This window comes from Candidatus Woesearchaeota archaeon (assembly GCA_030651135.1).
GTDB lineage: Archaea > Nanobdellota > Nanobdellia > Woesearchaeales > JACPBO01 > JACPBO01.
In genome coordinates, this window is sequence record JAUSCS010000006.1 from 191,488 (window position 1) to 217,543 (window position 26,056).

The 26,056-nt window shown below is 37.4% G+C and carries 22 protein-coding genes and 1 pseudogene; 5 read left to right on the forward strand and 18 right to left on the reverse strand.

Features of this window, described 5'->3' with window-relative positions; all coding sequences use genetic code 11:
* The first annotated feature begins 9 nt into the window (after nt 1-9).
* Nucleotides 10-1,602: a glycosyltransferase family 39 protein gene (locus tag Q7J54_01270; protein ID MDO8740184.1), complete on the forward strand. Its 1,593-nt coding sequence runs from the start codon at nt 10-12 to the stop codon at nt 1,600-1,602.
* Here Q7J54_01270 and Q7J54_01275 read toward each other — a convergent pair.
* From Q7J54_01275 to Q7J54_01335, 13 genes and pseudogenes are all read right to left on the reverse strand, one after another.
* On the reverse strand, nt 1,585-3,063 hold the full coding sequence (locus Q7J54_01275) for a lipopolysaccharide biosynthesis protein (protein MDO8740185.1): 1,479 nt from the start codon (nt 3,061-3,063) through the stop codon (nt 1,585-1,587). The genes Q7J54_01270 and Q7J54_01275 overlap by 18 nt on opposite strands.
* Nucleotides 3,060-3,995, reverse strand: coding sequence for an SDR family NAD(P)-dependent oxidoreductase (locus Q7J54_01280; GenBank protein MDO8740186.1), 936 nt, complete (start codon nt 3,993-3,995; stop codon nt 3,060-3,062). The genes Q7J54_01275 and Q7J54_01280 overlap by 4 nt, the downstream gene beginning before the upstream one ends.
* Before the next feature lie 9 nt (nt 3,996-4,004).
* The gene (locus tag Q7J54_01285; protein ID MDO8740187.1) at nt 4,005-5,423 is read right to left on the reverse strand and encodes a radical SAM protein; all 1,419 of its coding nucleotides are present in this window, start codon (nt 5,421-5,423) and stop codon (nt 4,005-4,007) included.
* Between the two features lies 1 nt (nt 5,424).
* Complete coding sequence (locus tag Q7J54_01290) at nt 5,425-6,438, reverse strand: polysaccharide biosynthesis protein (GenBank protein MDO8740188.1); 1,014 nt, start codon at nt 6,436-6,438, stop codon at nt 5,425-5,427.
* A gap of 4 nt (nt 6,439-6,442) precedes the next feature.
* Nucleotides 6,443-7,561: a DegT/DnrJ/EryC1/StrS family aminotransferase gene (locus Q7J54_01295; protein MDO8740189.1), complete on the reverse strand. Its 1,119-nt coding sequence runs from the start codon at nt 7,559-7,561 to the stop codon at nt 6,443-6,445.
* Nucleotides 7,558-7,971: an acyltransferase gene (locus tag Q7J54_01300; protein MDO8740190.1), complete on the reverse strand. Its 414-nt coding sequence runs from the start codon at nt 7,969-7,971 to the stop codon at nt 7,558-7,560. Before Q7J54_01300 ends, Q7J54_01295 begins: the two co-directional genes overlap by 4 nt.
* The gene (neuC, locus tag Q7J54_01305) at nt 7,968-9,116 is read right to left on the reverse strand and encodes a UDP-N-acetylglucosamine 2-epimerase (protein ID MDO8740191.1); all 1,149 of its coding nucleotides are present in this window, start codon (nt 9,114-9,116) and stop codon (nt 7,968-7,970) included. Before neuC ends, Q7J54_01300 begins: the two co-directional genes overlap by 4 nt.
* On the reverse strand, nt 9,113-10,243 hold the full coding sequence (locus tag Q7J54_01310) for an N-acetylneuraminate synthase family protein (GenBank protein ID MDO8740192.1): 1,131 nt from the start codon (nt 10,241-10,243) through the stop codon (nt 9,113-9,115). The genes neuC and Q7J54_01310 overlap by 4 nt, the downstream gene beginning before the upstream one ends.
* On the reverse strand, nt 10,230-11,453 hold the full coding sequence (locus tag Q7J54_01315) for an N-acetyl sugar amidotransferase (GenBank protein ID MDO8740193.1): 1,224 nt from the start codon (nt 11,451-11,453) through the stop codon (nt 10,230-10,232). Before Q7J54_01315 ends, Q7J54_01310 begins: the two co-directional genes overlap by 14 nt.
* A 1-nt stretch (nt 11,454) precedes the next feature.
* On the reverse strand, nt 11,455-12,156 hold the full coding sequence (hisH, locus tag Q7J54_01320) for an imidazole glycerol phosphate synthase subunit HisH (protein MDO8740194.1): 702 nt from the start codon (nt 12,154-12,156) through the stop codon (nt 11,455-11,457).
* A pseudogene (gene hisF / locus Q7J54_01325) lies at nt 12,136-12,906 on the reverse strand (imidazole glycerol phosphate synthase subunit HisF). Before hisF ends, hisH begins: the two are co-directional and overlap by 21 nt.
* A 9-nt stretch (nt 12,907-12,915) precedes the next feature.
* Nucleotides 12,916-13,599 carry an acylneuraminate cytidylyltransferase family protein gene (locus Q7J54_01330; protein MDO8740195.1) on the reverse strand — a complete coding sequence of 228 codons (684 nt, stop codon included), beginning with the start codon at nt 13,597-13,599 and terminating at the stop codon, nt 12,916-12,918.
* Complete coding sequence (locus tag Q7J54_01335) at nt 13,581-14,564, reverse strand: radical SAM protein (protein MDO8740196.1); 984 nt, start codon at nt 14,562-14,564, stop codon at nt 13,581-13,583. Before Q7J54_01335 ends, Q7J54_01330 begins: the two co-directional genes overlap by 19 nt.
* 99 nt (nt 14,565-14,663) lie before the next feature.
* On the opposite strand from Q7J54_01335, the gene Q7J54_01340 reads away from it, so the two are divergent.
* Nucleotides 14,664-16,073 (forward strand): radical SAM protein, encoded by a 1,410-nt coding sequence (locus Q7J54_01340; protein ID MDO8740197.1) that lies wholly within the window; start codon nt 14,664-14,666, stop codon nt 16,071-16,073.
* Here Q7J54_01340 and Q7J54_01345 read toward each other — a convergent pair.
* Nucleotides 16,070-16,813 carry a helix-turn-helix domain-containing protein gene (locus tag Q7J54_01345; protein ID MDO8740198.1) on the reverse strand — a complete coding sequence of 248 codons (744 nt, stop codon included), beginning with the start codon at nt 16,811-16,813 and terminating at the stop codon, nt 16,070-16,072. The genes Q7J54_01340 and Q7J54_01345 overlap by 4 nt on opposite strands.
* A gap of 124 nt (nt 16,814-16,937) precedes the next feature.
* Between Q7J54_01345 and Q7J54_01350 the strand changes: the two genes are divergently transcribed.
* Complete coding sequence (locus tag Q7J54_01350) at nt 16,938-18,590, forward strand: cobalamin-dependent protein (GenBank protein ID MDO8740199.1); 1,653 nt, start codon at nt 16,938-16,940, stop codon at nt 18,588-18,590.
* 136 nt (nt 18,591-18,726) lie between these two features.
* Here Q7J54_01350 and Q7J54_01355 read toward each other — a convergent pair whose 3' ends face one another.
* From Q7J54_01355 to Q7J54_01365, 3 genes are read right to left on the reverse strand one after another with little or no spacing between them, the layout of a single operon-like run.
* Nucleotides 18,727-20,643 (reverse strand): UDP-N-acetylglucosamine 2-epimerase, encoded by a 1,917-nt coding sequence (locus Q7J54_01355; GenBank protein ID MDO8740200.1) that lies wholly within the window; start codon nt 20,641-20,643, stop codon nt 18,727-18,729.
* A gap of 1 nt (nt 20,644) precedes the next feature.
* Nucleotides 20,645-21,706: a radical SAM protein gene (locus tag Q7J54_01360; protein ID MDO8740201.1), complete on the reverse strand. Its 1,062-nt coding sequence runs from the start codon at nt 21,704-21,706 to the stop codon at nt 20,645-20,647.
* A gap of 1 nt (nt 21,707) precedes the next feature.
* Entirely contained in the window at nt 21,708-23,153 is a 1,446-nt protein-coding gene (locus Q7J54_01365) for a radical SAM protein (protein MDO8740202.1), read from the reverse strand.
* A gap of 85 nt (nt 23,154-23,238) precedes the next feature.
* Here Q7J54_01365 and Q7J54_01370 point away from each other — a divergent pair, with 85 nt between their 5' ends.
* Together Q7J54_01370 and Q7J54_01375 are read left to right on the forward strand one after the other, a co-directional pair.
* On the forward strand, nt 23,239-24,000 hold the full coding sequence (locus tag Q7J54_01370; protein ID MDO8740203.1) for a class I SAM-dependent methyltransferase: 762 nt from the start codon (nt 23,239-23,241) through the stop codon (nt 23,998-24,000).
* A gap of 1 nt (nt 24,001) precedes the next feature.
* Nucleotides 24,002-24,949, forward strand: a complete 948-nt coding sequence (locus Q7J54_01375) for a glycosyltransferase family 2 protein (protein ID MDO8740204.1) — start codon at nt 24,002-24,004, stop codon at nt 24,947-24,949.
* Here the strand turns inward: Q7J54_01375 and Q7J54_01380 are convergent, their stop codons facing one another.
* On the reverse strand, nt 24,950-26,050 hold the full coding sequence (locus tag Q7J54_01380) for a glycosyltransferase family 4 protein (GenBank protein MDO8740205.1): 1,101 nt from the start codon (nt 26,048-26,050) through the stop codon (nt 24,950-24,952).
* Nucleotides 26,051-26,056 lie beyond the last annotated feature (6 nt).

Consider the following 26,056-nt stretch of genomic DNA (forward strand, 5'->3'; position numbering starts at 1 on the left):
ATGAGGAAAATGAACATGCCAACAAGCAAAAAAGCAAGCACAGCCAAGATTTTGACAATCATCTGTTTTTTGCTGTATTTCTCGTTAGGCCTGGCTTTTGTCTTTTTGGGCAGGATTCATACTGATGAGCAGATTTACCTTTATTCAGCATTTGCCTTGACAAAAGGCCAGATTCTGTACGAGGATTTTTTCTACCAGCACGGCCCAATAATGCCTTATGTTTATTCAATCCCGCAGCTTATTTTCGGGCAAAGCCTGATTACAGGAAGGCTGACTTCCTTGTTTTTTGGGATTTTAATGCTTTTTATGGTTTATAAGATTTCAAAAAAACTGGGAGGCGAGGTTTCAGCCCTGATTTCAGTTGCGCTCATAAGCTTCAGCCTTGTAAGCGTCTATAATTTTACTGCAATGATGACTTACACTCTTTCGATATTCCTTGCTTTGTCTTCAATATACCTTCTTCTAACCAAGCTGAAAGAGCCGATCAAGATTTTTGCATCTGTTTTTCTTATGGCGCTTGCAGTAGAAACAAGAATTGTAATTTTTCCAGGACTGATTTTGCTTTTGATTTACGTTCTTGTTAAGCATCTTAAAAACATAAAGAATCTGCTGGCAGCTCTAGTGTCTCTTATCCTGAACTTTTTAATTGTAATTTTCCCATTTTTATTGATTGCAAAGAAACAACTGATATTTGACACGCTTATATGGGCTTTCTCGCAAAACAAGTTTTTTGAGGAATTCGGAATTTTGGTGAAAAACAGGTTCTTCGGCATAAATTTCGGAGTTTTTTATCTGGATTTTATACTAGACACGACAAGGGATTTCTTCATACCGATTGTCGTGGCATTAGCTGCGATAATCTTCTTTGTAGTTAAAGTAAAAAACAAAGAAATAAGGATCAAGAAATTCATGCAAAAGAATCCAATTCTGCTTCTTGTTTTCGGAACATTTGTTTTGGTTGAGGCCGGCTATATTTATGCGGTTTATCTTCCGCCGCATTATACCAATTACATTTATCCTTTAATGTGTATATTCTCGGGAGTTGTAATTTCAAGATTTCTGTCAAAGATTGAAGATGCAACTATATTGAAAACTCTAAAGATGCTGCTTTTTATTTTAATACTTCTCTCACCCCTCATACAGGAAAGGCCTGCAATAAACTTCAGCCAGAACACAACATACAGAATAAGTGATGTTTACCAGGCAAAACTAGTTTCAGAAAAAATAAAACAATACACCGCAGAAGAGGATAAAATATTTACTTTCACGCCGCTTTATGCAGCTGCAGCCGACAGAATGGTTATGCCTGGCATGGAGCGCTTTTATTATAGCTTCTTCCCCACGTGGAGCACTGAGAAAGCCAAAGAATACAATGTAGCAAATGCTGATATGCTTCTTGACTATCTGAGCTCAAAAAAAGCAGGGGCAGTAGTTCTTACAGACTGGTTCTTCGGCAACCAGACAGCAAGAGCCAGGGCGATCATAGACAAATACAGGCCCGCAATGCAGGAAGCAATTGAAAAGAATTATTATTTGAAAGAAAAGATAGAAGGCATAAGATTCGAGGGAGATGTTTATATTTATTTACCTAGGCAGCCTTAATTTCTTCAAGAAATGCATCATTATTTTTAACTCTTCTCCTACAAATACCTTAAACAAGAAAATCAAAGCAACATACAGTGCCATTCCCAAAACAATAGCTAAAATCTTCATTAATGCAGCTTGCGGATTTATAAGATAAACAATGATTGCCATAATCAATGATGCAGCAACTATCCTCCACACCCTTATAAACTTGTAGTTTATCACTAGATCTTTTCCGCATATGAAGAGCAAACTGATCAAGATTAACAGATAGCTTGCAACCGCAGCAGCAGCAGATCCGTAAAAGCTGTATTTGGGAACAAGCAATATGTTCAGAGCTATATTCAACAGCAATCCAAGAACATAGACGACTCCTGCCGCTTTTGTTCTGTCAGATGTTATTGAAAACTGATAAAGCAGATAAACCAAAAATGAAAGAAAAGGCACAAGAGCCAGCCACGGCACAATATTCGCAGACTGGATGTATTTTTGCCCGGAAATCAATGTTATGATCTGGGTTTTCAATGCAAGAAACAGCAGCAGGGAAGGAATGAGCACAACAAGGCCGTATTTCAGGGATGCATTGAATAATATGCCGTGATTTGTTTTCTTATGCCATGCTTCAGCAAAGTAGGGATAAATTATGTTTGCAGTGGTTGCAGCAAAAATATAAGTTATGCTTAACAGCGAATATGGCAGGCTGTACAGGCCAACGCTTTCTGCCCCCCAATAATTATTCAGCACAAACCTGTCAACAACAGTCAACAGCCAGCTTCCGACATGCACAACTACAAGGGGCATGCTGAAATGAAGGGCTTTTTTTACAGCATTTCTGTCAAATCTTGTTTTTGATTTAATGAAATATGCAAGGTCTTTTCTGGTAGATATAAAATAAAGCACAAGGCTTATGAAGAATCCCAGAAGCCATGAGTAAAGCACAATCTGCAGATCCAGTCTTTTAAACAGCAAAAATGCAAAAAGAAGAATCACCGCCCAGAAGCTTGATGATATGAACTCGTAAAAATTTGCAAGCTCGAGCCTTTTGTCCGCAGTAAGGTATGCGGTATAAAGCTTTACAATTATGCTGAAAAAAACAATTAAAAGGCATATTCTGAATTCTATTGCATAAGCGCTTAAATTCAATGAATAAAGGAAGATTTTTTCAAGCGGGGTTAATATGAAAATCAGCAGCACAGCAATAATAAAGATGATATCAAAAATAACTATTGAAAAAAAACTCACTGTTCTTGCTTTGATTTTCGCTCCGCTTAATTTAGTCATTATAAACTGGAAAAGCCCAAGGTCAAGAAGTGTTGCGGACACGAGGACGATTATTGAAAGCAGCGAGTAAATGCCATACTGCTCAACACTTAAATTTCTCGTCAATAAAACAGCCAGCAAAGGTGCAAATATGAAAATCAAGACCCTTACGAAATAAGAAAACACAATCTGCCTGGTTATCCTGTGGTATTTTTTCATTTACTTTGCTTCAGCCATTCCTTTGTAAGCTCCAGTCCTTTCTCCAAAGATGTTGTTGGCTCCCAACCCAGAATCCTTTTGGCCTTTGAATAATCGCACACCATTTTGCCAACTTCAGACTGAGGATGCGGGTGCTTGGCAAAAGCCAATTTGCCAGAATCTTTGCAGATAAAAAGCGCAAGTTCCTTCATTGATATGTCCTTTCCGGATCCTGCATTAAATATTTCGCCATTTGCTTTTTCAGACAATGCAGCCCTAACGATGAAATCAGCGCAGTCTTCAACATAAAACAAATCACGCGTTTGAGAGCCGTTTCCATAAACTTCCAATTTTTTTCCTTCGATGCAGCGCTGTGTAAATATGCTCGTAACCCCTCCCTCTGAATTGCCTTTTTGATATGGGCCATAAGCTGTAAACGGCCTTACTATTGCAACTGGAAGCCCATACGCATTCCAATAAGATGATGCTAAATTCTCCCCGGCTATTTTTGAGGCAGAATATGGCGAGCTTGCTTTTGTCGGATGCTCTTCATCAATAGCCCTGCCTTTTGCCTCGCTATAGACATGGGCGGAGCTCATGAAAACAACCTTTGTTTTGCTTTTTCTTGCTTCTTCAAGCACATTTAATGTCCCGAACACATTGTTCTGCACAGTTGCTTCAGGATCAACTATGCTGTCATGTATGTTTATGCTTGCAGCAAGATGAAGGCAGACATCAATTTTGTTTTTGAAAATTTCAGATAGGATTTTTTTATTTTTTATATCTCCGACAATTAAACCTTTAAAATTTTCATTTTCTTTGAATTCATCAAGGTTTTCTTTTCTTCCATTTGAAAGATTATCCAATGCAAATACATTTATTTTTTTGTCCAGCAAAGCCTTTACAACCCATCTTCCAATAAACCCTGCGCCGCCAGTTACTAAAGCATTCATTCTGATCCTTTACCCTTTGTATCCTATATCCCACCAATTAACAGGCAAGCCATAGCTGGCCATCTGTTTTTTTATTTCACTGAAAGCATGTTCTTTAAATTTGAGAATGTCATCTGCTGTCAGGCCATTTGGCAGGCCAACAATCGTATTGCAGTCATATAATTCCCAGTTTTTGTGCAATATCTTGAAATTATATTTTTCAGGATTTTTTGCCAGAGGTGTCCCGGGATTTGGAGCAAGAAGATTGAATTCAGCGCGGGAATTTTCAACAATAAGCTTAAAGGGCATCAGATCAAGCAGATCATCAAAATTCTTCTTAACAGTAGAAAAAGTTGCATCGCAGCATTTTTTTGCAACTGCCAGAGTCTGTTTCATTGTTTCCATAGTTTCGCCAGGCAGGCCAAGCATGAATCCAGAGTGGAACAGCATTTCGTTTCTTTTGAATGTTTCGGCTATTTCAAGTATCTTCTTTACAGTCATCCCTCTGCTGTTGAACTTCAAAACCTCATCAGAGCCGGATTCCATTCCAATATAAAGGTTGCTGCAGTTCGCCTTTTTCAGCAATTGCAGCACTTTGTCATTCACGCCATCAGGCCTTGTTGCAGTCCTGAACGGCAATACATTTTTCTTTTTGATCATATTTAATATTTCTTCTGCCCTCTGCATATTTAAGCCAAGGAACTCATCTTCGAGTCTTATTTCAAGCTTTGGATTTAAAGAAAAAGCAAGTTCAAGTTCTTTCTCGATCTTTTCATAAGGCCTGTACCTTATTCCGCAGCCATGTGTATAAGGAACCTCGCAATAGCTGCATTTATGAGGGCAGCCGCGTGTGCACATCAGCACAACATAAGAATAATCGCGCATATCAACAAGATCATAAGCCGGAACAGGTATTTCATTTTCTTTCAGTATTTCTCTGTCAGGGTTATTTATTATTTTTTTATTTTTCCTGTAAGAAATCCCTTTTATTTTGTCAAATGACATCCCTTTTGCCAGCTCAAGCATTGTTTTTTCGCCTTCGCCTCTTGCAGCAACATCAATGAAATCATTTTTCAGAGTGTCTTCTGGTGTGTGAGTCACATGTATACCGCCTATCACAACAATTGTCTCTGGAGAAGCTTCTTTTACAGCTTTTGCGATTCTTAAAGCAGGAAGATAGGAAAGTGTTGATGATGTTATGCCGACAATTTTTGGATTTTTTCTTTTTATTTTGTTTTTAACAACAACGCATATCTCTTCTATAGAGCGCCTCAATAAAGAGGGCCTTTCAAACTGCATCTTTTTTGTGTCAAGAACTTCAACATCAACCCCATTGCCCCTTAGAAAGGCAGCTATATATAACAGGCCTTTTGGCGGAAACAGTGTCAGCCAATTTATGTCCCATGGCCTTTCCGGGAATGGCGGGTCTATTAAAAGCACTTCTGCCATTTTAAAGTATACCTTCTTTCAGGAGCATGACTTTTATTTCTTCTTTGCCGATCAACTGCGCTTTGTTTGAAACGTACAGGCTTTCGCTTATTGCCTTTGGCTTCGGATAATGTTTTGTGAAGTTTATGTCCAATTCTTTCTGTATTATCTTTGGAAGCAAAACAAACATGTCCTCCAATTCTATGATCTGCCTTGCCTCTTCATCAGTCATCAATTCCTCATACAATGTTTCACCAGGCTTTGGCCCGATTAATTTGATCTGGATTTTCCTGTTTCCTGCCAGTTCTGATATCATGACTTCGGCAATATCTTTTATTCTCATAGAAGGCATTTTCAGGACAAATATTTCGCCGCCTTTTGCAAGCTCTGCGCATTTCATGACGAGCCTTACTGCTCCATCTATCGTCATTATGAATCTCGTCATATTGACATCAGTCAATGTGAGAGGGCCGCCTTCCTTGATCTGATTTTTGAACAGGGGGATAACGGAGCCGTTTGAGCCAATGACATTGCCGAATCTCACAGAGGCAAAGATTGTCCTTTTTGCGCCACGATAAAAGTTGGCGCTTGTGAATAGTCTCTCTCCAAGTAATTTTGTAGCACCCATTGTGTTGTCCGGGCTTGCAGCCTTGTCGCTGCTCGTAAATATCACTTTTTCAACATTGCATTCAAGCGCTGTTTCGATTATGTTCTGCACACCCAATACATTTGTTTTTACAGCTTCCAATGGATTGTATTCACAGGACATGACATGCTTTAGAGCTGCGCAATGAAACACAACATCAACGTTTTCCATTGCAACCTTAAGCCTGTCTTTTTCCCTTATGTTGCCGACAAAGAACCTTAATTTTGGATTATTTAGCTCGTGCTGCAGGTCAAAAAGCCCGCTTTCATCCTGGTCAAAAAGCCTTACATACCTTGGACTGAATCTAAGGAGCTGCCTGACAAGCTCTTTTCCGATTGAGCCGACTGCTCCGGTAACCAAAATTGTTTTATTTCCGAATACATTTTTCATTTTTTCACCCTGATTTGCCTATAGCAATTTTTAATTTCTCGCAGACATAATCTATTTCTTCGTCCTTCATCTGCGTATAAAATGGAAGCGCGAGTGTCGAGCTGCTTACTCTTTCGCATATTGGGAAATCGCCTTCTTTGCAGCCGAACATTTTTTTGTATATTGGCTGAAGATGGATTGGAGGAAGGTAAATGTTTGTTGAAATTCCCTCTGCTTTAAGATGCTCGATTACTTTTTTCCTGTCAATATTTTTATCGAGCCTTATCACATATACAAACCAGCTTCTTTTGGTATCTTTTATTTCATCTAAGAGAGTTACGCCCTTTGCCCCTTTTAAGCTTGCAGCATATTTTTCTGCAACAGCTTCTCTCATTTTAATTATCTTGTTTATTTTTTTAAGCTGTTCAACTCCTAATGCTGCGCTCATTTCAGTCAATCTATAATTATAGCCAATAAACTCGTGCGAAAGCCATCCGCTGCCTTCTTTTCTTCCTTGGTTTCTTAAGCTCTTCAAAAGTTCATAAAGATTTTTGTCGTTTGTGCAGATCATCCCGCCCTCTCCTGTTGTGATCTGCTTGTTCGGGTAAAACGCAAAAATGCTTGCAACTCCAAAAGTGCCTACTTTCCTGCCTTTGTATTCTGCGCAAATTGCTTCGCAGGCATCTTCTATAACAGCAAGGTTGTGTTTTTTTGCAATATTCATTATCTTGTCCATTTCGCAAGGCTGGCCGAAGATGTGGACTGCAAGAATGGCTTTTGTATTCTTTGTTATTTTTTCTTCGATCTTGTCAGGCTCCATATTCAAACTTTTTTCATCTATGTCAACAAAAACCGGCTTTGCTCCTTCATATACAACTGAATTTGCAGATGCTATGAAGCTGAACGGCGAGGTTATGACTTCATCGCCTTCTTTTAAGCCGAGTGCTTTGATGCAAAGGTGCAAACCCGCAGTTCCTGAGTTCACAGCAGCAGCATATTTCACCCCGATAAGAGAAGCAAACATTTTTTCAAATTCAATGCTTTTAGGGCCTGAGCTAAGCTGCCCTGATTTCAATACATCCTGGACTGCTCTCATCTCTTCTTTTCCGATAAATGGTTTGCTTAATGGAATTGTTTTTATCATTTTGTTTCTTGTATTTTTTTAACAATTTTTGCAGGAATTCCAAGCGCAATTACGTTATCAGGAACATCTTTGTTGACAAAACTGAAAGCGCCTATTATTGAATTCTCTCCTACTGTAACGCCGGGCATTATGACGCTGTGGCTGCCGATTCTTGCATTCTTTTTCAGGATAATTTTTCCCTTCTTGTCATCTATTGTGCTTTCGCTGTATATCGAGCAATGGCTTCCTATCTGGACATTCTCGCCAATTTCAACGCCATTCTTCGCATTTATGTAAGTGAATGCTCCGATGTCTGTGTTTTTACCTAATTTCAAGCCATCTTTATTTTGAACCATCCAGTTCCATTTAGTAAGCTTTCCTTCCTCAATCTCCGGCATTTCCCAGTCTGTAAATCGTTCTTGTGTTTTCATTGGTACGTCAACCTCTTTTGCAGCAATTTGTTGTCTATTTTTGTTTCCGATAATATTTTTACAATTCTTTTTGCTGTTTTTCCATCTCCATAGATATTTTTGCAGCCCTTTATTCCTTTTATAAATTCTTTATCGTACAGTGCCTTTTTTATAGCACTAACAATTCGTTTTTTATTATAGCCTACATCAACAACATTGCTGCATCGGTCTCTTCCATCCTGCCTTTCTCCAATATTGACAACAGGAAGATTGAATGATGGAGCTTCAATTATTCCGCAGCTAGAATTCCCGATCATTACAGATGCAGTTTTCATCAAGCCCAGAAATAAAGAATGTTCGATATTTTTAAATATTTTTACGTTCTTGCATCTTCTGTACTTTTCTATAACATCTATTATTTTTCTTCCGCCGGCATCTGCATTAGGATAAATTACGATTGTTTGTTCCCCTAGTTCCTTTACCGCATCCATTGTTTCCGTCATTTGCTTATCTGCTTGTTCTGAATCGAATGACGGATGCTGCAGCACAATAATCACTGGCTTGCCTAGATCAACATTCAGTTTCTTTTCAACTGTTTTTTTATCTGCAATCTCTGAATTTAAAATCGCATCCAAGGAGGGAGCTCCAACCACAAATATTCTCCATTTTTCCTCACCCATTTTTTCTATTCTCTCTGCGCTAAACTTTGTAGCTGCCAGATGTATGCTTGCGAGCTTTGTTATGGCGTGCCTTACAGGCTCATCTATTGTAGCGCTTTTATCTCCGCCATGGATATGGGCAATTGGAATTTTCATATAAGCGGCAGCAACAGATGCAGCGATGGACTCAGCTCTGTCACCTATTACAAGAAGGATATCTGGCTTTATTTTCTTGAATATTTTGACACACCCTTTAAGGCAGTCTGCAGCAAATTCTGCCATTGAAGTTCGATCATCGCTTTTATATATAGCATTTAGTTTATATAATGTAAAATTTTCTTTTTCAACTTCTTTCAAGCTATTTCCAAACTCATCCATAAGATGCATTCCTGTAACAATTATGGAAAGCCTGAATTCTGGATTTTTATTTATTTCACGCAAAACATTTTTCATAAGACCGAAATCCCCCCTAGTTCCGGTTATGTAAACAATATGCCTTTTTTTCATTTGAGATCATCCAGCATTATCATTTCATCTTTTTTTATTTCTTTTTTTGCAGTCTTCCCGATTATTTCTTCAAAATATCTTGGATGTAGCCCTGTTCCTGGCCTTTTTATTGCAATATTTTCGTTTGTTATTTTCTCATCTTTTTTTATATCTACATCAGCGACTATGCTTTTTCTTGCTACCTTTGCAATATTTATTTCCTCAAGATATGGTTTCTTTATTCCATTTCCAAGCGCTTTTTCTATTCCCAACATTTCCTTAACAATATCTTCATATTTTTTTCCTGCTGAAAGATCTTTTTCAGTATGCCGTATTCTTTGGACCAATTCGCGCATTTCTTTTGGCTCAATGGATGCCTTATGATCAGGGCCTTCCATGTTCCTGTCAAGAGTAAAATGCTTTTCAATGACTTTTGCGCCCATTGCAACAGCAGCGACAGAGACATCAATGCCTTCTGTGTGGTCTGAATATCCTGTTATAAGGTTGAATGTATTTTTCAGCGTAATCATTGCCCTTAGATTTACCTGTTCATATTTTACAGGGTAGCTTGTTGTGCAGTGAAGCAGCACCAGTTGGCTGTTGATCGGAAGTATTACATCAACAGCTTCTTTTATCTCATCTAATGTTGACATGCCTGTTGAAAGTATTATTGGAAGTTTTGTTTCAGCCATATATTTTAGAATATGCAGATTTGTGAGATCTCCGCTGCCAACTTTTATGACCGGGCAAAGCTCAGCAGCCAAATCAACATCCTTTTTTGAAGAATGTGGTGTTGTCAGGAACATTATGTTTTTTTTATCGCAGTATTTCTTCAGCCCGCGGAAGTCATCATAGCTGAGCTCAAGCTTTTTCAGCATGTTATATTGCGAATCTTTTCCAATGCTTTTTACTTGGTATTCCGCCTGCTCTGCAGAAGGTGTTACAATGTCCTCTGCTTTAAATGTCTGAAATTTTATTGCATCAGCGCCTGCATAAAAGGCAGCATCAACGAGCTTCTTTGCTGTTTCAAGGCTGCCATTGTGGTTTACCCCGGCTTCAGCTATGAAAAAGCATGGTTTGTTTAACCCAAGGATCTTATTCGCTATTTTTATATCTGCTATTCTCTCATCCATTTTATTCTTCATCATAAACTGCTTTTCTTAGTTTCCATTCTCCTTTCTCCTTTTTCCAGATGTGCGGAGATCTGAACTTATCAATCAATTCCCAGAACCTTTTTTCCGTCATATCCATATACTCCAACATGTCCTTGAAATATTTCTTCGGGAATTCATGATCGAATTTCTTCACCAATGCAACGCCTTCTTCTCTAGTTATTTTATTATTTCTTATCTCCTGCGATGCATCATAAGTGGCTCTTCCAATCCCGAACTTGATCAATGTAGTGTAATAATGGTATGGGTCGCTTTTGTCATCAATGCTGTTGTACTTTGAGTAAGTTCCCTCAGTCCTTTCGCTGTTTGCTTCAAAACTAGTATGCTCAACTGCAAAATAATATGCTTCCTGTGGATCCCATTTTATGTAATACCCCAGATAATGCACCTGTATTTTTTTCTTTTCATATTCTTCTGAATCCATTGGAAGGAAAGGCAGAAGGTCGTTCATGTTAAGCTTATATTGTTCAATTAGTTCTTTTATCTTAACTCCTCCCAAGTACATGTCTTCGTAATTTTTTCCTGTTGCATATTTTGCATTTCTTAATGGTGTTAGATTATCCTGCACAGGATTTCCATATTCTGCCTCATTTTCGCCGTAAAAAACTAATTGGATATTGTAAAGCGCAGCAAACTTTGCCCCAATATTTTTCTGGCCCAATATAAATGGCTGAAATGGATGCAATAGATTTTCAAAAGCCAGTTTTGTCAATAAGCGGTGGACTTTTCCATTTGGATGAAAAAGAATGTTATCAAATCCTGATCTTATCCATCTTTGATGGTTTCTCCATCCTGCATCAGTGTACATATGCGGAGCCCATGTTACAGTTAATGGGTGCATTTTAAACTTGTATTTTAAAAGATGAGCCGCCATTACGCTGTCTTTTCCTCCTGAACCCGGGGCAATGCAGTCATAGCTGCCGTCATTTTTTCGGAATTTGTCGCATAATGCCCATAGCTCTTCTTCCCGCTTTTTCCAATCTACTTCTTTTTCTTTTTTCTCAGCATATCGGCAGGCAGCGCAGATTCCTTCTTCATCAAACTCTATGGTGTGTGAAGAGGAATTTATATTATGCATGAACTCTGATTTTGAGCTCGGCCTTTGGTTTGAAATAACGCATCTTTTGCAAAATTTTATCTCACTTGGAAGCCCCGGATATTTGACTTCTAATTTTTCATTTTCCATTTTATGCACCTCCTAAACTGCCAAAAACTTCAAGCATTTTTGATCCTATTTCGCCGCTTTTTTCAGGATGGAACTGGCAGCCATAAATATTTCCTTTTTTGAGCAATGAGCAGAATTCCTGCCCGCCATATTCAGTGGTTGCCAGAACATGCTCTTTGTCGTTAGGAACCACTATGAACGAATGCACAAAATAAACTTCAGAATTTTCCTGGGTTTTTGAAAGTATTGTGCTGCTCCATTTCTTTTTCTTCGGTAATATTAGAGAGTTCCAGCCAATATGCGGCACCCTGTAATTTTTTTCATTAACTTGCGATGGGTCTTTGAATTGAACAACTCTTCCTTTGATGATGTCCAGCCCTTTATTAAGCCCGAATTCTTCGCTCTCGCTCATAAGAAGCTGCGTTCCAAGGCATATTCCGAGGAGAGGCTTGCCTGAATTTACATATTTGTGCAGCGCATCAATTAAGTTTCTTTCTCTTAGCCCCTTCATTCCGTCTTCAAAAGCTCCAACTCCAGGAAGCACAATGCTCTCAGCATTTAAGATTTCTTCTGGAGTGCTTGCAACAGCCACTTTGTGGCCAATCCTCTGAAAGCCGCTTATGACACTCTTTAAATTTCCCAGCCCATAATCAATAACGGAAATTGTTTTTTTTCCAGGATCTAAATTATTTTTTTCTTCTTTAACAGCATAATGCGATCTCACGGGGATGTTCTTATTTTTCAAATGGTCTTTTATTGCTGCAATAGTTGACTTATTATAGTGCAGTATTGATGCCATTGAAACTGCATCGCAGTTTGTTTCAGTCAGGCATTTTTCAACATGCTCAGAATTTCCTGCGCCTCCGCATGCGATCACCGGGACAGAAACAAAAGGGACAATCTTTTTCAGGAGCTCAATATCATAACCTTTTTCTGTTCCTTCGTTGTCAACAGATGTTATCAGTAATTCTCCTGCTCCCAATTTAACAAGTTTTTTTGCCCATTCAACTGCATCAAGCCCTGTTTTCTCCCTTCCATTGTCAATGTAAGCTTCCCATTTATCCTCGCTTATTTTTTTTGCTTCGATCGAGCCTACAATGCACTGTGAGCCGAACATTTTAGCAGCCTTTGTTATCAGCTCTGGGTTCCTTGTTGCAGCTGTGTTAATGGCAACCTTATCTGCTCCTGCGCGCAGCAGCGTCTTTATGTCCTCTAAAGTTCTTATCCCGCCGCCAACAGTCATTGGAATAAATACGCCTAAAGAAGTTGCTTCTTTTACAACATCAACCAGATTGTTTCTTTCATATAAGCTTGCAACTATGTCGATGTAAAGGATCTCATCTGCCCCCTGCTCATAATATTTTCTTGCGAATTCTGCTGGCTTTCCAACTATTCTTAAGCCCTCTAAATGAATGCCCTTGACAACATTGGGGCCTTTTACATCAAGCCTCGGGATAATTCTTATTTTTTTCATTTTTTATTTTTATTTTTCTTTTAAATAAAATTCAGCTAATTTAAACTCAGACAGCTCATCAATCTCAACTGATCTTTCAATAGGCATTATAGCTGCCCTGTTGTTTTTGCCATATAATGTTTTTTTGTTCATCAAAAGACCATAAGTTACACCATAAACTGCTCCGTTTTTTGCGTAAATTTCCGGCAGATCCTGGCTTCTTGTTGCATAGCCTTTCTTGTCAATTGGGGTTGCTGTTCCGTTTTTGATTGTTGCCATATACGCAGGATGCTGGACTGTTTTGCAGAATGTCTGCGCAGAATCTGCGCCATCTGCCATCAGCTTTATTACATTGTTTATATCTTCTTCATTTCTTAGCGGGCAGGTTGGCTGAAGCAATATTATGAAATCCGGCTTATATTGCTCTCTCTCCTCTAAAACATCCAAGACATGGGTCATTACAGGCAATGTTGGAGTATAGTCCTGTGCAAGATTTGCAGGCCTTTCTATGATTTCTGATCCATATTTTTTTGAAACTTCAGCAATTTGAGCATCATCTGTAGAAACAATGATTCTATTTACTAGCTTGGACTTTTTCGCAGCCTCTATGCTGTAAGCAATCAGGGGCTTGCCTGCCAAAAGCTTTATGTTTTTCCCGGGGATTCTTTTTGATCCGCCCCTTGCAGGGATTATGGCTAAAATTTTGAAGTGCATAGTTTGCTGCAAAAAGGTATTTTTGCCCGCCCTCCTTCCTGCGAAAGTATATGTCTCAGAATTGCCATTTTCTCCCCATTCCAGATTTCTTTTAGCGTGTTCTTATTTAAGTTTCCGACTGATAATGCGCCGTTGAAATCCTGGCAGCATGCTGTAACATCGCCGTTCCAATCAATGCTCAATTTAGTCATCGCTTCTGTGCACCTGAATCCACGCATTTTTTCCCTTTCATGCAAATGCTTTGAAATTTTCTGCCTTTCCATTAATGGTTTTATTCTTTCTACATTTTCCAATCCGAGAAATGCAGTATACCAGTGATCAACATTATCAGCTATTTTGCTCCATTTGCTGTAAAATTCCTTTATCTGGTCTTCAGTTTCATCCAATATCGTTGTTGTGACTTGTATATGGGGATGATCGAGATTTAGTTTTTTTCTTAGTTCAGCCAGCTTTTTTACATTGCTTTCGAGAAGATTATAATTCTTGTTGTTCCTTATCTTTTCATACTCTTCCTTGTTTGTCCCCTGAAAAGAGAAGATAATGCTGTCTAGTTTTGAATCAAGAATCTTTTTTATTTTTTCATCATCAAGAAGCAGGCCGTTTGTTGTCATGTGGATTAGCAAGTTTTTGCTTTTTGCATATTTTATCATTTCAAAAATGTTTTTGTTCAGCAATGGCTCTCCGAATCTTATTAATCTTATTCCCTTGCAGCCCTCTTTTGCAGCTTCATCAGCTATTTTTTTAAACGTTGCAAAAGGCATTATGCCTGTTTTTCTTTTCATTATCTGCCGCCAGCACATGATGCAGTCCAGATTGCAGCAGTTAGTTGCTTCAAGATCAAGAATGAAAGGAAAACTGGCCAAATCATGAGAAAAAGGGTTTTTGAACTGCTCCATTTCATAGATTTTTTTGAACTTATTTGCTGCTTTTTCCGCTGGTTTTTGAGCCCCCATTATTGACGACATCTTATGCTTCCAAAGCTCTAGACCATTTTTAAAGCTTATGAATTCCTTATCTACAAATCCATAAAATTTAAAAGCCGTGCGTTATTCTCGGGAACTGATATGAAAGTTCTTTTAATAAATCCGCCAATACGGGAAGAAGCGCCGCCTAATTGCTTTCCTCTCGGCCTTGCTTATGTAGCTAGAGTTCTGTTGGACAATGGACACGAAGTTTCTGTTTTAGACATTAATGCGCACAGATATAAGTTTGAGCAGCTTCCTGAAGAAATAAAAAAATATGACTTTGATGTTGCCGGAATAACCGGGCTTATAACACAATACAAGTATATCAAGAGGCTTACAATCTTATTGAAGAAGATGTATCCTGACAAAAAGGCGATTATTGGGGGCAATATTGCCTCTACTGTTCCAAAACTGCTTCTTGAAAAGAGCTTGGCTGACATAATGGCTATTGGGGAAGGCGAGGTTACAGCTGTCGAACTCATTAATGCATTGGAGAAAAACAAGGACCTCTCAAAAGTGGATGGCATTGCATTTAAAAAAGACGGAAAAATTGTTTTTACAAAACCAAGGCAGGTGATAGAAGATATTGACACAATCCCTTTTCCGGCTTGGGATCTTTTCCCTTTAAACATTTATTTCAAATATTCTGTAACAGGCTATACGCAGGAAAGAAACATGAACCTTCTTACAAGCAGGGGATGCCCTTTCCATTGCACATTCTGCTATGATACTTTTGGCAAGAAAACAAGGTTCAGAAGCCCTGAAAATGTCATTGCTGAGCTTAAGGAATTGAAAAGAAGATATGGCATAACGAAATTAGACCTGTATGATGAAACTTTTACAGTCCATAAGCAAAGGGCAATGGAGATCTGCAAAAGAATGATTGATGAAAAGCTTAATATGAAGTGGGACTGCAGCGGAAGAGTCAACTGCATTGATGAAGAATTGTTGATAATGATGAAAAAGGCAGGCGTTACGCATATATTATATGGAATTGAGTCAGGAAGCCAAAGGATGCTGAACGAAATGAAAAAAGGAGTTCTGGTAGAGCAGGCGAAAAAAGCAATAAGATCCACAAGAAAAGTAGGAATTGAATTTATACCTACACTCATGATCGGCTTCCCAAGCGAAAGCAAGGAAACAATAGAAGAATCTGTGAACTTCTTTAAAGAGATGGGTATCTTCAGCGAAGCATTCTATCCAACTCCGCATCCCGGAGCTCCTCTTTATGATTATGCATTGCAGAGAGGATTGATCAAGGATGAAGACAAATATCTTGAAAGCTTAACTCACTTTGGAAGATTGGTTGTTAATCTGACAAATATGCCTGATGAGAAATTAATGAGGCTGAGAAATTCAGCAGTCAGGAGGATTTTCATATCATATATATTAAAAAATATGCACAGGGTGCCATACCAGATCATATACAGAATCAGAATAATGGGTTTGAAAGGGTTCATATCGCATCTAAATAGTTATTTTAGAAGATTTATAAGTGTGACAAATTAAGACTTAGCGATTTTCCATAGAACTTCAAAATTACTCCTGTATGTTTCTGCCAATTCTTTGCTCTTAACTAAAATAACTATCTCTGGTTTTGTTAGCAACCAAAATGATACTTCATCGCCATGAATCGCAGTTGCAACAAAACTCTTATATATTTTTGGCAGATATTTATATCGGGAATATGGGGCAATAGGGTGCTTTTCTCCGTCAATAAAAATATATCTTGTTTTGATCTTATATTTCTCTCTTTCTTTGTAATATCTCTCATGATAAATTGGATCCAGCTCTCTTAAATGCCCGGCAATTGCGCCAAATATAAGAAATTCTTTTTTAGTCTCTTTTGATGATTCTATAGTTTCTTTGAAAACAGTTCTAAGCCCTTCCTTGCCTTCATAAACTTCAACTATGACTTTTTTTTCTTTGGGCAATCTTAATTTTATCAATTCTGGGATTAATTTCTCAACAGTCTCTCTTTCTTTTTCTATTTCTTCTTTTCTTAAATCCATCCACTCTAAAAGTTTTTTGGGGCTTGTAGCCATAAAGTATTTTCGGTTATTCTTAAAGACGTAGCTGACCAGTCCCTTTTTTATTAGTGAACTGATTGTATCATAGGTATTTGTCCTGGATTCATGAGTTTTTTCAGAAATTTCTGAGGCGAGAGCATCATTTACTTGCAGAAGGCTGTAATATACTTCTGCCTCTCTTCTTGAAAGTCCTAATGAAATCAGGGTTTCTGTATTCATGCAATGGAGTAAGTTTCTTCGCTTTATAAATCTTATTATTATTGTCTATAAAGTAGACAACATAGATTAAAATACTAGTTTCTTATGATGTTACTATAGAGTAGCTAAATAATAGGAGACAAATATGATCAAAAAACAAACCGAAGTAATACTAGCACAGCCATCTGGGGAAGAATGGCAGCCTGGCTCTACCAGAGGCCATAGCACTTCAGATGCCTATGAATTAGCTCTGCTTAATCAAGCATTAGAAGATGCAGGCATAAGATCAGATTACATCGTTCAAAGACCGATTGGAACAAATAAGGAATTTTATCAGGGAACAAAAAGAATAACTCCTGCAGCACCAAGCTTAGAAATTTTAGCAAGTGATATCCTAAAAAGACAGCCGAAAGTTGTAGGATTGGAAGTTATGAGTTGTTATGAAGCAAATGCTAGAGAACTTGCCAGAATGATAAAGGAGAGAAACCCAAATATAAAAATCGTTGTTGGAGGTTATCATCCTAGCGGTTATCCTGAAATATTAAATGATGCTAATGGAGCAGTTGATTTTGCAGTTCTTGGTGCAGGAGAAAAAGCACTGACATTTTTGGTTCAATCTATTTTAACAGGTAAAAATCCACTTGAAGGAAGATCACTAAGGGTTCTTCCTAAACTTGGAGACCCCCGAAGAAGAACTGCTATTAATCAAAGTGCTTATGCTGTAATTAATAATGGCAGGATTCAGTTAGTCGAGAGATTAGAGGCTGATTTAATTGCTTCTTTTGGTGACTTGAATATTCCTAAAAGAAAAATGGAATATCAAGATGGCTCAGTCTCTGGAGTTTTGGCAAGAATTACACCTGATAAACAGATTATGGCAACAATGCAAACTAGAAGGGGATGTGATGCAGGCTGCATCTATTGCGCCTCTTCAAATGTGTATGGCACAAATGGGGAAAAACTTTTTAGCGGCTCAAACGTTAGATCCTCTTCTAATGTGGTGAGAGAATTGGCATATCTTTCAGGTTTAGGCGTTAATTTCATCTTCTTTACAGATCCAACTTTTAATGAAGACGGAAGATACATGGGAGCACTTGCTGAAGGAATTATTGAAGCAAAGAAAAAAGGGCGAGTTTCCCAAGAGATGGCTCTTTATGCTATGTTTAGGCCATTCAGTAAAGAACAGATGGCAAAAAGAGGATTGTCTCTAAGCCAATATTCCACATTAAAGAAAGCAGGATTTACAAGAATTGCTTTTGGAGTTGAAAATCCGAGTGATGAAGTTTTAAAATCCTTTGGAAGAAACAACACCCTTTCCGATTCGGAGGAGCATTTGTCTATGATACACGATACTGGAATGTTCACCAGAGGATTTATGATGTATGGCCATGAAGGCGAAACAATGGAATCTTTATCAAAATATTCTGAAATAATGAAGAATCTTCATGTTGATGAATGGAGACTTGCTCCTATGACTCCCTTTGTAGGAACTTCAACAGGCGACGCTTATCTGGCTAGACAAACAAGTATTGATTTTAGCAAACATGATGCTAACTGCCCCGTTATTATTCCAGATGCTATAAGGGCTTGTTACGACCATGAAGGATCTTACGCAGAAGATGAAGCAAGAGCTTTCTTGATGAATTGGAAAAAATCAACCTTAAAATCTATTTATTGCAGTGATGAATGGAAAAAGAGAATGAACGAAAAGCACAGAAGATTTCCAGAACTAAGAGAAGGAATTGAATTTTATTACAGATATCTTCAAGAAAATCTTGGCGAAAGATTTGGAAACTAACAAACTTTTTTCTTTTTTATAAAAAGAAGCAAAACTATGAACTCTTGCCATCCTGAATCCTTCTCGCGATTGACAAAAAACGATAATTTGCAACTTTGAGTTTTTCTATGAAAATAGGGGTTCCTTCATAATCGAATTAAGAACTTATCATGTTTTCTATCAGCTTTTTAACTCTTTCTCCAGCCTTCCCATCAAGCCTGTAGCAGGATCCTTTGATGAATCTTTTCTGGGTGATTTTCAGTTTTTTTCTTGCGTTGTTATCATAAAGCGCCTTTTCTATAGCTTCTGCAACATCATTTTTCATAGCAGGGATCGCAATGCCCTCTCCGGAATAATTTGCAATGTATGTTTTGTCAAAATAATTCAATGTAACAAGCGGCTTGCCCATGATCGCTGTTTCTGATCCAACAGTCGAGTATGTTGTTATGATAACATCTGATGCCCATATCAGCGCATATGTATCAAAGTCCTTTATGATTTTTGCCTTAATGCCGTATTTTTCGATTATTTTTCTGTGAACATCAATATCCTGTTCTGTCGGATGCAGCTTTATGACAAGCTGGACATTTTTTAGCTTTTTAACTCCTTCAATCAAAGGCGCCATTAAGGCTTCCTGCTCTGATTCGTTAAGCTCGGGAACACTCATATAAGCAATTAATTTTTTATTTTTATCCAGCTCAAGCTCATTGAATATTTTGTTTTTGTCAAATGCTTTTATTTTTTTGGCCAGATCATCATAAAGCATATTTCCTACAACAATCAATCTTTTTTGCTCAATGCCCATTTTGAGGTAAACGTCTTTATAGCGGCTTCCAAACAATGCTATTTTATCGGTAATTAATTCTTTTCCAAATATAGGAACATCTTCTACGCCGCCGTGCTGCAATAACAGTGTTTTTATTTCCCTTGCCCTGCATGTCAGAGCAACAGTCCTCGCAAACTTTGTTATGTCTCCAAAAACAATGACTAGATCGGGCTTTTCAATTTCATATATGTTCTTCAATATTTCAATGTAATAAACAACTTCTATAAAGCCTGCTTTAAAAAAATAGGTGAAGAGTTCAAAAAGAGCTTCTGAAAAACCGCAATCGTCATATTTAATCTTGCTTCTTAAAATAGGATTTTTATTGAATTTTGAAAAATAAGAGCTAAGCTGTTTTTTCTTTTTATTTATGTTTTTAATAGAATCTTCAGTGCAGTAATTTTTAAATACCTTATAATTCACATTTTCTTTTTCATAAGCATTTCTGTCAGATTCATTTAAGCCGATTACGAGCAGATCGAACTTTTTCCTGCCAACAAGCTTTGCCCATGGCGCTGTAAGCTTTATGGTCCTTAAAACATCTGTAAGCACTAAAATTTTTTTTGTGTGTTTTTCTTTGCTGCGCAGCTTAACTGCCTTGATTTTCTTCAATGAAACAGGAATCATCATCTTTGCCGCAAAAGGGAGCATTGCCTTTTTGATAAATGATGAAGCTTTTGTTATTGCCGGGCTTTTGTCAGAGAACTGCATTGCGTTGTTTTTTGCAGCTATCTGCAATAAAAGGGAATTTATGCTGCCGTTAAAAACAGCAATTTCATCAAATCCGAGCTTTTTCTGCTCTTTGATGAATGAAGACAGGAACTTTATTTTTTTGAGCAATCGCGTTATGTATCTATAGGAAAAGAATATCTCAAGATCCAAAAGTGACAGCCCGTCATATTCCTGGACCCTTTTAAATTCAGGATCAAAATTAACAAGGCTTCTCGCATAATCCACTCCTTCCTTGTTTATCGCCTTGTCCTGATTTATTTCTTCTTCAGAACTAAGCTCGTATTTCAGCAATAAAGGATTTATTTTTTTTTGCTTTAGCCTTTCATAAGTTTTTATATCAAGCGCAACAAGCTTTATCTGTTTTTCATCAGCATTTGACTTCAGCCATGGCAATATTTTTGCATTGTACAGGAAATTAAAATAAGAATCTGTAACAAATTTGTAAGTTTTTCTTATAAGCGCATTCTCCACATTGAAATCAGGCGCATAGCTATCCAAAAAGATTAGTGTTTTTTTCATCTTAATCAGGAAATCCGTAGCGCAGGCAGTTTGCGCATATTGTTCTTATTTTTTCTTTATTCTTTATCTTGCCTTTTTTTGAAATCAGTTCCCGTGAAAATCTGTAAATTTTACTGTTCCATATTTTCTTAAAGCTTTGATCATTTATATTTCCGAAATCATATTTCTCCTCCCATACAGCGCAGCACGGCGCAACTGATCCGTTCCAGTTGATTGCTGCCTGCGTCCATAAAAACGGGCATGTTTTTATTTTTACTTTCCTCTCCATTTTTTCATAATCATATCTGCAGTATTTCTCGTTTAATGGAAGAAATTTCATGGCATTTTTTATCCTTGTTTTGTCATCTTCCATTATCTCTTTCCCAAAATCCGCGCGCATCATATCAAAGCTTATCTCTATTCCTAGCTCTTTTGCCATTTTCCTGGCTTTCTCGATTTCATGCTCATTCTGCCTCATAACGAGAAACTGCCAGTTGACAATAGGTGTGCTTCTTTTTAGCTCTTTTTTCTTTTTTTGTATGCGTTTGATATTCTCAATAACTTTATTGAAATTCCCGCCAATCCTGTATTTGCTGTAAGTTTCAGGGCTTGAGCCGTCAATTGAAACAGTGAGCCAGTCAAGGCCGCTTCTCACTATTTTCTCAGCTTTTTTTTCGTTAAGCAGGTTAAGGTTGCTGCTTGTCACTGTTTTTATTTTTCTGTCATGGGCATATTTAACCATTCTAAAAAAATCCTCATTCACAAGAGGCTCACCCCAGTTGTGGATGCTTATTTCATACAGATAAGGAGAAAGCTCGTCAATTATCTTTTTAAATGTTTCAAACTTCATTACACCCCTTGATCTGCCTTCTCTTCTCTGGCCAGCAGGACAAAGCGGGCAATGCAGATTGCAGATGCTTGAAGGATCAATATAAAGCTTGTAAGGATATCCGATAATGCAGGAGTTTTTTGTAATGTTTTTTTGGAAATGAATTAAAGCCAAATTAAAAAATCTCCTGAATGTAAAGCTTCTTGTAAAGACAAAATGCACGAACAGGCTTTTTATTTTATTATAATTCATCATTTTAACCAACCACTCTTCCTGCAACTTTAAATGCATTCTTTGGATTTTCCAAGCTCATCCTGAATATTTTTCTTATCAGACCAATTGGATGGTGAATTAAGTTATACTTCAAATAGCTTTTTGCTGTCCATGACCTTACAAAGCGGTCATTAAAATCATCGTACATATCTAAAAACTCCTTGTTTCCCATCTCTCCAAAATGCGATTTTCCAGTTGTGTTGTCAACATTAAATTTGCCCCAGTCCGGGTTTATAAGGCCTTTGCTTTGCAGCATATCAAACAATTCGCTGCCTGGCAATGGAATAAAGATGTTGAATCCAATTACATCAGGCTTTGTTTCCCGTATTAAGTTTGTTGTCTTTACGAAATCCTCTTTTTCCTCGCCGGGAATTCCTACAATGATGTCAGCTAAAAATCTCAAGCCAACCTTTCTTGCAAGCTTTGCAGCAGCATAGTTCTGCTCTGCAGTTGTATGCTTCTTCATGATGTCAAGCATTTTCTGGCTGCCTGATTCAAAACCATATTCGATCTGTATGCAGCCGGCTTTTTTCATAAGCCTTAAAATATTTTCATCAACTGAATTAACCCTTACTTGAGCACACCATACAATCTTTTTGTTCAGGCCTTCTTTTATCAAAGCATTGCATAGCTCAGTTGCCCTCTGCCTGTTGCTCAAAAACATGTCTTCTGCAAAATAAATGCCTTTTACTTCGTATTTTGAAATTAAATGCTTTATTTCTCTTATTACATAATCAACAGAATGATAGCGGAGCTTTCTTCCAAATGCAGCTGATCCTGCGCAGAATGAGCATTTATATGGGCAGCCTCTTGTTGTGAAAATATGGGTTGCTTTGACAATAACGCCTCTTAGGACAATGTTATGTATGCTCGTGTAAAATTTCATGTCTAAAAGATGCCTTGCCGGGAATGGAAGTGCATCAAGAGCTTCAATTGGTTCTCTTGCAGGGTTTGTTATGATTTTTTTATTTATTCTGTACGAGATTCCTTTTATTTCATTAAGTTTTTTGTTTTTAACTATATCCAGAAAAGTAAATTCACCTTCTCCTCTTATGACAATATCGATCTCCCTGCATTCTTCCAGTGTTTTTAAAGGAAGGATTGTTGCATGCGTTCCGCCAAGAATAACTGTGCAGCCAGGCAATGTTTTTTTTACAAGCTTTGCAGTTTCATAGGCATCCGGGATCAATGCAGTTGTTGCGCTTATTCCGACAATTCTTGGCTTTTCCTTTTCAAGAGTCTTCTTTGTAACATCATTGACAACAGCAATGTTTTCGCTGTTTTTGATATTAATTATCCCCCTATCTATTATCCTCGTCTTATGGCCGTTCTTTTCCAGCACAGCAGCTACATAGCTGATGCCAAGAGGCGGCCACAGCCCCATATCAACTTCGGTCCTTTTGCAGGGATAAATTAAGACAACTTCCATTAGTCGGTACAATCAAAATTTCATTTAAAAAGCTTGTGAATTGAAAATCCAAAAGTTTAAATATCGTTGTTCTGCTCGTTGCAGTATGATCAGGGATTTTTACAGGGGATTGAAGCAGGCAATTTCTTCTATTCTTAGTCTCATCTTTACAGAAAGGGGTTTTTTGTTTTTAAGCGCTATTGACAAGTCAATAAGGTACAAAAATGTTGCAAAAGAGATTAAAAAGTTTAAGGAAAAGGATGAAAAATTAAAGATACTTGATGTCGGAGGCGGATACAGCCCATTGTGTTATTTACTGGACAAAAGGAATTTTGATCTGACAGTGCTGGATGTGAGCAAAGAAGAACTGGAGCAATTAAAAAATAAAAAAAACATTAAAACAATCATAGCGGATGCTTCTGAAAAGATACCTTTTGCAAACAGGTCTTTTGACATCGTTGCCTCAGTCGCATCGTTTGAGCATGTTAAAGCTGAAAAAAGAAAAAAATATATCCGAGAGCTGAAGAGGGTTGCCAAAAAGTCAGTTGTTTTATATGTGCAGACAGACAAGATTGCCGAGTATTATGACAGGAAGATCCATGGCTTCAGAACAAAGATCGGCATAAAAGACGAATGGACAGAAGAACATATGAAATATGGGCTGCCTACAACAGAGCAGTTAAAGGCTTTTTTTCCAGATGCAAGGATTATGAAGATGCAGAATGCCTCTGTTTGGTATTGCATCATGATTATGCAGAGCACCCCTATATTTGAGCTCATATTCCCGGGCATAATTTATGCTTTAGTTTTGAGATGGTCTGATAACAGAAAGCCGTTTATTGCAACGCTTTTGAATTGGAAAAAATAAAATGGAAACAGCGGTAATTATTCTGAACTGGAACGGAAAAAGGTTTTTGAAGAGCTGCTTTGATTCTTTATTAAATCAAACTTATAAAGATTTTAGGATTATTTTTGTTGATAATTGCTCAAAAGACAGCTCAGTTGATTTTATTAAAAAAAACTATAGAAAAGAATTAAAAAAAATCAAGATATTGCAATTGAACGAAAACACAGGATTTGCAAAAGGGAATAATGAAGGGATAAGAGAAGCATTAAAGGATAAAAAAACAAAATACGTTGTAACGCTGAACAATGATACAATTGCAAATAAAGATTTTTTAAAGGAATTGACCAAAAAAGCTCAAAACCGGAATATTGGTATGGTTTCGAGCAGAATTTTGTTTTTGAAGGATAAAAAAATAGATACATTAGGGTTAATGCTGTTTAAATCCGGCTTGTTCTTTGACATAAAGAATGAGGCAAACCTAAAATATCTTTTCTGCCCTTGCGGCTGCGCAGCGCTTTACAAGAGAGAATTGCTTGAAGACATCAAATTAAATAATCAATATTTTGATGAAGACTTCTTTGCTTATGCAGAAGATGCTGATCTTGGCTTTAGGGCAGTTCTTCGCAGCTGGAAATGCGCTTATGCAGAGAACGCAGTTGTTTATCACATGCATCAGGCAAGCTCGAGCAGGGATTTTTTGGTTTATCATATTGAAAGAAACACGATCTGGGCAATATTAAGGAATATGCCTGGTGCATTGTTCTTCAGGAACCTACCGTGGTTTATTCTTACAAGAGCGGCAATACTTTTCAAATACCTGTTCAAAGGAAAGGCGCATTTGATCATAAAGGCAAGGCTTGATGTATTAAAGAAATTAGGTAAGGTTTTAAATGAAAGAAAAAGTATACAAAAGAATAAAAAAATAAAAAATAAAGATTTGAATAAATCAATTTCAAAAAGATTATTTTAATTAAGCAATTTTCTTCATAAACCCGACATATTCTTTTGCAGCCCTTTCTTCGGAATATTTCTCCAGCAGTTTTCTGCCTCTTTTCCTTAATTTTTCTGTTTCAGAAGGGTTTTTTACAAGATATTTTATTTTTTCTGCAAGATCATCTGCATCTTTAAACAGCATAACTCCTTCGCTGAAAAGCTCTCTTAAAATAGGAATATCCAAGGCAAGAACTGCGCATCCCTTGTTTACTGCTTCAAGAATAACCAGGCCAAATCCCTCATATCTGGAAGGGCAGATGAAGATGCTTGCTTTTTTGTAGAGATCTTCTTTTTCCTTTTCAGAAACAAAGCCGTGCATTGCGCAGTTATTCAGCTTGTTCTTTTTTATAAATTTTTCATAGTATCCTTTCATATATCCCTGCCCGACAATATCTAACGGAACATTCCTCAATTTAAGCATTGCATTGAGCAGAATGTCAACTCCTTTTCTCGGCTCCAGATGCCCGACAAACAATAATCTCAGATTTTTATCATCTTTTTTTATTATTTTGTTTTCGTTCTTCATAGTGCAGTTTATGACTTTTATTTTTTTATTGACAATTCCTGATTTTACAAGATCTTTTTTGATTGTTTCGCAGTCAACAATAATGTAATCTGACTTTCTCAAGCAAGATCTCTGCTCAAGATGGGAAAAGAAATAAGGAAGCTGCAAGATTAGCTTAAACGGAGCATGAACTGCATTTCTGAAAAATATTTTCAGCTCTTCAAGATGGCTGTGGTGATATGTTGTAACAGTTTTGTGCTTTTTATTGAACAAATAAATAAATCCGCTTGTTTCTGAAAAATTTATGGCATAATCTTCTGGAATATTTTCCCTGATAAACCTATTTGCCTTAAACTGGAATTCAAGCACTTTCAAAGCGCCTTTTCCGGCAATAGGCAGCGAAATAAGGCGCATGTTTTTCCCTATTTTCTTATCTGAGAATTTTTCATCGCGGTGTATGACAATAACATCATCCTTTGTGCTCTTCAGGGCATTTACAAGGTTAAAGATATGCCTGCCTGCTCCGGCTTGTATATCTGATATCTTGTCATACATTACAATGCAGATTTTCATCGGATT

What these genes read in the sequence shown, in the direction of transcription:
- Q7J54_01270 (MDO8740184.1), top strand. Translation starts at nt 10, where the DNA reads ATGAACATGCCAACAAGCAAAAAAGCAAGCACAGCCAAGATTTTGACA.
- Q7J54_01275 (MDO8740185.1), bottom strand. Translation starts at nt 3,063, where the DNA reads ATGAAAAAATACCACAGGATAACCAGGCAGATTGTGTTTTCTTATTTC.
- Q7J54_01280 (MDO8740186.1), bottom strand. Translation starts at nt 3,995, where the DNA reads ATGAATGCTTTAGTAACTGGCGGCGCAGGGTTTATTGGAAGATGGGTT.
- Q7J54_01285 (MDO8740187.1), bottom strand. Translation starts at nt 5,423, where the DNA reads ATGGCAGAAGTGCTTTTAATAGACCCGCCATTCCCGGAAAGGCCATGG.
- Q7J54_01290 (MDO8740188.1), bottom strand. Translation starts at nt 6,438, where the DNA reads ATGAAAAATGTATTCGGAAATAAAACAATTTTGGTTACCGGAGCAGTC.
- Q7J54_01295 (MDO8740189.1), bottom strand. Translation starts at nt 7,561, where the DNA reads ATGATAAAAACAATTCCATTAAGCAAACCATTTATCGGAAAAGAAGAG.
- Q7J54_01300 (MDO8740190.1), bottom strand. Translation starts at nt 7,971, where the DNA reads ATGAAAACACAAGAACGATTTACAGACTGGGAAATGCCGGAGATTGAG.
- neuC (MDO8740191.1), bottom strand. Translation starts at nt 9,116, where the DNA reads ATGAAAAAAAGGCATATTGTTTACATAACCGGAACTAGGGGGGATTTC.
- Q7J54_01310 (MDO8740192.1), bottom strand. Translation starts at nt 10,243, where the DNA reads ATGATGAAGAATAAAATGGATGAGAGAATAGCAGATATAAAAATAGCG.
- Q7J54_01315 (MDO8740193.1), bottom strand. Translation starts at nt 11,453, where the DNA reads ATGGAAAATGAAAAATTAGAAGTCAAATATCCGGGGCTTCCAAGTGAG.
- Q7J54_01330 (MDO8740195.1), bottom strand. Translation starts at nt 13,599, where the DNA reads ATGCACTTCAAAATTTTAGCCATAATCCCTGCAAGGGGCGGATCAAAA.
- Q7J54_01335 (MDO8740196.1), bottom strand. Translation starts at nt 14,564, where the DNA reads ATGTCGTCAATAATGGGGGCTCAAAAACCAGCGGAAAAAGCAGCAAAT.
- Q7J54_01340 (MDO8740197.1), top strand. Translation starts at nt 14,664, where the DNA reads ATGAAAGTTCTTTTAATAAATCCGCCAATACGGGAAGAAGCGCCGCCT.
- Q7J54_01345 (MDO8740198.1), bottom strand. Translation starts at nt 16,813, where the DNA reads ATGAATACAGAAACCCTGATTTCATTAGGACTTTCAAGAAGAGAGGCA.
- Q7J54_01350 (MDO8740199.1), top strand. Translation starts at nt 16,938, where the DNA reads ATGATCAAAAAACAAACCGAAGTAATACTAGCACAGCCATCTGGGGAA.
- Q7J54_01355 (MDO8740200.1), bottom strand. Translation starts at nt 20,643, where the DNA reads ATGAAAAAAACACTAATCTTTTTGGATAGCTATGCGCCTGATTTCAAT.
- Q7J54_01360 (MDO8740201.1), bottom strand. Translation starts at nt 21,706, where the DNA reads ATGATGAATTATAATAAAATAAAAAGCCTGTTCGTGCATTTTGTCTTT.
- Q7J54_01365 (MDO8740202.1), bottom strand. Translation starts at nt 23,153, where the DNA reads ATGGAAGTTGTCTTAATTTATCCCTGCAAAAGGACCGAAGTTGATATG.
- Q7J54_01370 (MDO8740203.1), top strand. Translation starts at nt 23,239, where the DNA reads ATGATCAGGGATTTTTACAGGGGATTGAAGCAGGCAATTTCTTCTATT.
- Q7J54_01375 (MDO8740204.1), top strand. Translation starts at nt 24,002, where the DNA reads ATGGAAACAGCGGTAATTATTCTGAACTGGAACGGAAAAAGGTTTTTG.
- Q7J54_01380 (MDO8740205.1), bottom strand. Translation starts at nt 26,050, where the DNA reads ATGAAAATCTGCATTGTAATGTATGACAAGATATCAGATATACAAGCC.